The sequence below is a fragment of the Novacetimonas maltaceti genome (genome assembly GCF_002906255.1).
Classification (GTDB): domain Bacteria; phylum Pseudomonadota; class Alphaproteobacteria; order Acetobacterales; family Acetobacteraceae; genus Novacetimonas; species Novacetimonas maltaceti.
In genome coordinates this window covers 1-4,293 of record NZ_POTC01000104.1, presented here as the reverse complement: position 1 = coordinate 4,293, position 4,293 = coordinate 1, and the positions used below count along the sequence as shown (strand labels likewise).

Here is a 4,293-nt window from a genome sequence, read left to right as displayed (position 1 = left end):
TCGCGCTCCGCACTCAAGCCATACGAGGTGGCACCAATGCTGCCACCCAAGAAAATGCTGCCACCCCTTGCTGCCACCCAAAATAACAGCGGAAAACAGCCATATTTCCGTTAGGTGGCAGTAGGTGGCACCATATTTGCCAAAAGAAACTAATTTTTCTGGCTTATTCGTACACTAGATGACGGTTTACGAGTGAATGGCGTGCAGGGGATATAGAAGTTTCGAAAAATGATGCCACTGTTGCCACCCACAGATATAAATGGCAGAAAACCAACAAAAAAAGGGTGGCACCTACTGCCACCCCTTGCTGCCACCTACTGCCACCCGTGCCACCTGCTGCCACCCTCAGCCCTTTGGACGCCACCCGCGCACACCCTTCGGGCCTTTGTACCTCTCCCATCCTAAGCGACCGAGAATGGAAGAAATCCGGCGACCTTCTGTTGTGCCAACACCTTTGATGTCGAGGAATATAGCCTGCCTGGCCACTTCCATCACGTGGGTTGAACTTCGGCCCTGCAGGTAATCCCGTATGCTGGCTTCCCAAGGGTCGATTTCGTAGCGTCCTTCCTGCTCTGGCGTGATGTATTGCTTTTCAAAGTCGCCATCCGGCCACCATGGAACCTTGTCGCGGTAGAGCTGCACAGCCTCAGCAAATAGCTGCTCCCGGTCGGCTGAAAGGGCGGCTGTATCCACGGCGCGGTCGATGCCCACCTTGACCGGCCAGAACCGGCGGGCACCAGTTTCATCGCGCAGGTATTCTGACTTGTTGGTGGTGCCGATGAACACGCATTGCCGGGGCTGAATAATGTCTTTCCGGCCGTAAGGGGGGCGATAGCGCTCTACAGGCCGTGTGACGAACGCCTTGAGGCTTTCCGCTTCTGCCTTGCTGGTGGAGGACATTTCAGCAATTTCGAGAAGCCATTTGCCCTGTAGGTGCTGGGAAAGATCCTTTGAACCGTCTCTCACTGGCGGCATGTTGTCGGAAAAGTATTCTCCGCCAAGGATTGCGCAGGCAGTGGACTTCCTGACGCCCTGCTCACCTTCCAAAATGAGGAGATAGTCAGCCTTGCAGCCGGGCTGAATGACACGGGCCACCATTGCCACGAGGAACATCGTCCCGATGGCGCGGGTATAAGGGGTATCTTCTGCCCGTAGGTATTGGCTCAGCCAGGTTTTAACGCGTGGCTGCCGGTCCCATTCGATCGATACAAGCCAGTCCCGAACAGGATGGAATTTCCGTTCATAAGCCCGCATCTCAATGGCCTGATGAATGGTGTCCTTTGAGAGCGAGGCGAGCGCCTGCACCTGTAGCCACTCCTGCACCTGGCTTATGTCCACATCGGTGATGGGGCGCGGCTGGAAGTCGGCAATGTCGATATGCTTGGAAGGCACCGGATACTGGAGGATTGTTTCACCAGTCATCGCGTTGAACTTCACCAGGTCGCGCAGCTCAGGGGCAGAGCGCAGGGGGATCATGGCGTTTGCCAGATTGGACCGAAATTCGCCGCGGTCGTTGACACTCAGCTCGCTGATCCATTTGGGACGATGCTGTATGTCCATTCCGAGCGAAGAAATTGCCTTCTGTCGGCTGCGATCCTCCCGCGTGATGGCTGCTGGTGATTTGTTTAGGGCTGGTGTCTGGCGTGCGATCTGGAGCAGTTCATCGCCGATATGGCCTGCTTCCAGCCAATCAGACACGTCTCCCTTTTCGGGAAGGTCCGGCAGATTAACCACACGCACAGAGGCGGCGGTTTTCAATACGGATGTGGCGACTACATTGGCATGGGTGCGGCCAGCTTCGTCATTATCCGCGACGATTATGACGTGACGCCCCTTTAGACAGTCAGAATACTCATGCCGCCATTTGGATTTGCCCTTTGCTGCGGAAGCCCCCATCGGGTTGCAGGTGGCAATGAGGCCCTGAGCAACCAGATTGTCAGCGTCCTTTTCGCCTTCCACGATGAAAATGGGCTTATCAGGGGGGGCCTCGATGATGCTGGGAAGGCGATAGAGAACACGCCTCGTCTCTCCCAGAGCGTTCCGGCCGGCCGATCCGCTCCACTGGCGGAAGGTTTTGGGCTCCATACGCGCAACGCGGAAAAGAACCTGGCCCTGTTCGTCGTGATAGAAATACTCCTTCACGACCTTGGGGCGAGCCACCGGAAGCGAGTGGGTTGCTATCGGATCAAGAGGAACTCCGATTGAGCGCATGAATTCTAGCGCTCCCGCTTTATCGAGGTTCCGGCGGGACTGGACAAGCTCAAGCATGCCGCCTCCTTGTCCGTTTTCATGGTCATGCCATGTCCCGGCTCGCTCACCAGCCACGACCACAGACAGGCTGCCATTGGTGCCATAGCGCCATTCCGTCTCGCTGGAATGTGCCCGGTTGCACTCTCCCAGCACGGCGCGAGCAATGGCTTTTGCGTTGCTCTTGAAGGCATCATTCGTATGAAAAGGCGCGTTCACCAGCCACCTCGCGTCATCTGGCGCAGGGTTTTCTGGTGTAAGGGCGCTTCAAGTGTTGTCATCGGCGATGCATGCCGATAGGATGCTGCCCATAGGTTCAGCATAACTGATTACTCCAGTTGTGCGCTTTCACCGGGGGTCCAGCCCGATGTTAGCAGATTAAGCCCTCGGCTTCGTGCCGGGGGTTTTTTCGTTTTGGGCTACTTCATCGTTGCCAGCTTCGCTTTGCCCTGGAAGGGCTGTTCAGCAGGCAGTGCATCCAACCATTTTACAAGGTCAGGACGCGCGATGAGGCAGGCCCGTCCGGCATATCTTGCGGGAAGTCTGCCAGCCTTGATTTCGGAAGAAAGAATTGTGCGCGAGACGCCAAGGGCCTCTGCGACTTTAGAAAGCCGCATAAAGCCAAATTCGGTGACGAGGTTTTCTGCCGACTCTGGCAGTCGTCGTGGTGCCTTTTGTTCGCTCATACGGATTAGGACTATACCGAAAGAGCGAGAACCGGCAAGCACAATCAGGCTCGCTTGGCGGTTTCTTGTTTCTTACGGCTCTCTTGCTTCTTCTGTTCAACCCACGCACGAAGCGCCTTGGGATCTGCACGAACAGGGGTTCCTGTTCCAGAGCGAATGACGGGCATCCCGTGTGCCTGGGACAGATACAGGACACGGCGTTCGCCCAGGCCACCTACTTCCCAACCGAAAAAATGGGCAATCGCTTTGTACCCGACCAACTCATTATTGGGCATCGATGCCTCCATGAGCCGCCGAAGCCAGCCATTCCCGCAGGTCATCTGCACTTGCACAAATCAAGCGGCCGAAGTGAAAGCCGGGAAGTTGTCCGGCCTTAAACCGGCGACGGATTTGGCGTGGGTTCAGACCGAGGAATTTTCCGATTTTGTCCGCGCCATACAGCAGTTCAGATCTCTCATTTGAAATGTGCATTACTGGGATTTTCCTGTCATGCGCGGCAGACTGGTAAAATACTTCTCGACAGTCGCGGTGACGATGCGGACGGCGGCTCTGACCTTTACCGCTTCGATTTTTCCATCGGCGATCAGACGATATTGCGTGCCACGACTGATTCCGAACCTGGTCGTGATTTCCGCGATGCTGGCATATTCGGGAAATTCGGTAACTGGCGTGTCCATCTGAGATTATCCTATGAGTATCTTGATAATCCTGAGATAGGTCAGCTATGGCGTGCTTGTCTTAGGGTAAATATTCGCCAATTATCTGGTAGATTATTTGCCCTTAGTGGCCTTTTGTATCCGGTTTATGCTCCTGATTACGTTAGGCAAGGCATCACTGCGCATTGCCCATTGCTGTAATTCGCGGAATTCGGGCACATGATCCGGCAGGTCGGATTGTTCAGCCTGGACAGCCACATGCGCGAAGATGGCCCGGCACCAGTTCAGTGCCACGCCATAGCGTTCCGAACCCCGCCGGGTGGAAATGGTGAAGCGAGCTGTATAAAGCTGCTCGAAATGCTTTTTCAGGTCCGCGACCAGATACCGCTTGCCCAGATCGGCAGGCTTGCGGCTGGGGTTCTGGCCCAGTTCCTTGAGCAACAGGGTGCTGCCACCGGCCAATGTGTTGAGTATCTCCGGTAACAGCCTGAACGCGGCCCGCACCCCTTCATTCTGCAAATCATCTACCGATGCGGCAGGCTTGCCCACTTTGGCAGCCAAGGATGCGGCGGCCTCGGGGAAACGCTGGGCAGAATGGAGCGCAATCCTGATAAGGGTCTCCCGGCATGCTGTTGATTCACTTACGTACCCGTTGCCAACCAGCTTCATGCCGGCCTTTGCCCATTTCTGCATTGCGATGGCTG

General features: G+C 55.7%; 6 protein-coding genes. All 6 read right to left on the bottom strand.

Translation table 11 applies throughout. From position 1 onward, the window contains the following. Positions 1-345: 345 nt before the first annotated feature. Positions 346-2,466 (bottom strand): VapE domain-containing protein, encoded by a 2,121-nt coding sequence (locus KMAL_RS16185; RefSeq protein WP_146044258.1) that lies wholly within the window; start codon positions 2,464-2,466, stop codon positions 346-348. 200 nt (positions 2,467-2,666) lie between these two features. Next, the gene (locus KMAL_RS16180; RefSeq protein WP_208624787.1) at positions 2,667-2,933 is read right to left on the bottom strand and encodes a helix-turn-helix transcriptional regulator; all 267 of its coding nucleotides are present in this window, start codon (positions 2,931-2,933) and stop codon (positions 2,667-2,669) included. A gap of 44 nt (positions 2,934-2,977) precedes the next feature. Further along, a complete protein-coding gene (locus KMAL_RS16175) occupies positions 2,978-3,208 on the bottom strand; it encodes a hypothetical protein (protein WP_146044257.1) in 231 nt (76 codons plus the stop codon). Next, positions 3,198-3,404, bottom strand: a complete 207-nt coding sequence (locus KMAL_RS17060; RefSeq protein WP_146044256.1) for a helix-turn-helix domain-containing protein — start codon at positions 3,402-3,404, stop codon at positions 3,198-3,200. The genes KMAL_RS16175 and KMAL_RS17060 overlap by 11 nt, the downstream gene beginning before the upstream one ends. Then, entirely contained in the window at positions 3,404-3,610 is a 207-nt protein-coding gene (locus KMAL_RS16170) for an excisionase family DNA-binding protein (protein WP_110096491.1), read from the bottom strand. Before KMAL_RS16170 ends, KMAL_RS17060 begins: the two co-directional genes overlap by 1 nt. 93 nt (positions 3,611-3,703) lie before the next feature. Further along, the coding region (locus tag KMAL_RS16165) for a hypothetical protein (RefSeq protein ID WP_219811430.1) at positions 3,704-4,293 on the bottom strand (590 nt) is incomplete at its 5' end.